We start from the raw sequence: 2,434 nt of genomic DNA on the forward strand, positions 1-2,434 counted from the left end.
TTTGTATTGGATTTGGATGGTTTACTACCACCCAACCATTATAAAGGATTTTTTTGTGTTTAGATTATATTTCAGAAAATTCGGTTTATTTGAAGGTGTTAAATTATTTTAATGCGACGCTAGTGATGAATAATAAATAAATTTTATTGCATCCATTCGTAATCTTCTCTCACATTCTTCGCAGCGGAAAATTTTACTCTTATTTTCCTTAAATAATTGATATTTTAAAGACCCCTCATATAAATTAAATTTTTGTTTGCAGCTAGAACAAATTACTTCATAGTAAATCATCGTTTTCCTCCTTAGTGAAATGTTTTTAGTTATGACTCCAAATAACATTGCTGAACATCTAACTATGGACTTCGCATAAACTTACCACAAGAAGTTTTTAAAAAAGATATGCATAACAACAATAATATGCTTTCAATTTTTAATGATCTAGGAGATTGCTGAACTTCTATGAGAGGAGTAATATGATAAACAGTATAATATTCAAAAATACCTTAATAGTTCCTTTTTAATTGCAAAGCTATGTAACCGTTTTCATCTTTAGATTTAATGGTACATTCTATTAGTTGATTATGATGGCATTTTCAATGTTTGTTGTTCCAATTTTTTACTTATAATTTAATTATAGAACAGTCATACAAAAAATGAAACTAAAGAGAATTCATGAAAATTTTCTGAATGGTTATCAATATCCTAACTGCTCATTTATTGATTCCTTATCAATAAATTCCATTTCTATTTAATTTGTTTACACAAAAACATATATAAGACAAAATATATCGAATGAATATTCTAAGCACACACCCATTAGTCATTTGCCTCATATTCTAGACAAAAAATAAATTGAGGGAAGTGAACTATGGGAATTGAGTTGACGGCACTACATTGGATCTATGTTGTGTTTATTGTATTGATCATCGGCTTTATGGTGAAACGCCGGGACACTACATTAATTTGTATAGTGGGTATTTTTTTGCTGTCTATTACAGCAACCGGAGATTTCGTTGCTTCCATCAGCAAAGTGTTTTCAAGCTTCATTTATGCCATCACCGAGTTATTATCGACCATCATCATCATTTGTGTCATTGTTGCCATGAGCCGCGTTTTACTGAAAACGGGCATTAATGAAGTGATGGTTTCCCCATTTGCAAAAATTATAAAGAATCCAACTTTAGCGTTTTGGACAATCGGAATTTTAATGATGCTAATTTCTTGGTTTTTCTGGCCTTCCCCAGCTGTTGCATTACTTGGTGCTGTTTTGTTGCCTGTTGCTATTCGTGCTGGACTCCCCGCTCTAGGTGTTGCGATGGCAATGAACTTGTTTGGCCACGGTATTGCCCTCTCTGGTGACTTTGTTATTCAAGGAGCGCCGAAATTAACAGCCGATGCAGCTGGACTTCCGGTTCACGAAGTCATTTCTGCAAGCATTCCTCTAGTGATTGTGATGGGGATTGTTACGACAGTTGTAGCATTTCTATTGTTAAAACGGGATATGAAGCGCGGTACGATTGACATGATTGGAAATTTTGATGGTGAAACTCAGGAACAAGAAGAGGTTGACACAAATCTTTTATCGATGAGACAAAAGCGAATATTTGCGATATTGATACCAATTGCCTTCTTATTAAATGTAGTGGCTATGTCTATATTTGATTTAACTGGTGGAGATGCGACAGCATTAATTGGTGGAACAACGTTAGCACTTCTATTACTCCTTTCAATGTTTGCCCATAAAAATGCTGGACTAGAAAAAACGACAAGTTATTTAATTCAAGGTTTCCAATTTGGTTTTAAAGTGTTTGGTCCTGTTATTCCAATTGCCGCATTCTTCTATTTAGGAGATTCTGGATTTACTCAAATCATCGGCAATCATTTACCAGAAGGATCTCAAGGCATCATTAATGATTTAGGGGTCGCACTAGCAGCGGTTGTGCCTTTAACCGCTGAAATTGCTGCAGTGACAGTTGCAGGAGTTGGCGCAATTACAGGGTTAGATGGCTCCGGATTTTCTGGTATTTCGTTAGTAGGTTCGATTGCTAATCTATTTGGTACAGTGATTGGTGAAGGAACTGCTACTCTTACAGCATTAGGTCAAATTGCAGCCATTTATGTTGGTGGTGGAACTTTAGTACCATGGGCTTTAATTCCAGCAGCAGCAATCTGTAATGTCAGTCCATTTGAGTTGGCTAGAAGAAACTTAATTCCAGTAGTAATTGGATTATTTGTGACGACAATTGTTGCGATGTTTTTAATATAAATAAAGAAAGAAACCGTATAACAAACGTTGCGGTTTCTTTCTTTAGTGCGCCTGGCATGGGTGTAATCTATAGGGTGTAAGTCCCGAACTGTGAAGGCAGAAGTAACAGTTAGCTTAACGCAAGGGTGTCCGTGGTGACGCGGAATCTGAAGGAAGCGAGCGGCAAAC

Annotated in this window: 1 protein-coding gene; it reads left to right on the plus strand. The window is 35.9% G+C overall.

The genetic code is table 11. The annotated features are described in order from the left end of the window. Window positions 1-868: 868 nt before the first annotated feature. Window positions 869-2,266: a hypothetical protein gene (locus HF990_RS14705; protein WP_096551106.1), complete on the plus strand. Its 1,398-nt coding sequence runs from the start codon at window positions 869-871 to the stop codon at window positions 2,264-2,266. Window positions 2,267-2,434 lie beyond the last annotated feature (168 nt).

This window comes from Ureibacillus thermosphaericus, from assembly GCF_012396605.1.
In the GTDB taxonomy this organism is placed as follows: domain Bacteria; phylum Bacillota; class Bacilli; order Bacillales_A; family Planococcaceae; genus Ureibacillus; species Ureibacillus thermosphaericus.

What these genes read in the sequence shown, in the direction of transcription:
- HF990_RS14705 (WP_096551106.1), top strand. Translation starts at nt 869, where the DNA reads ATGGGAATTGAGTTGACGGCACTACATTGGATCTATGTTGTGTTTATT.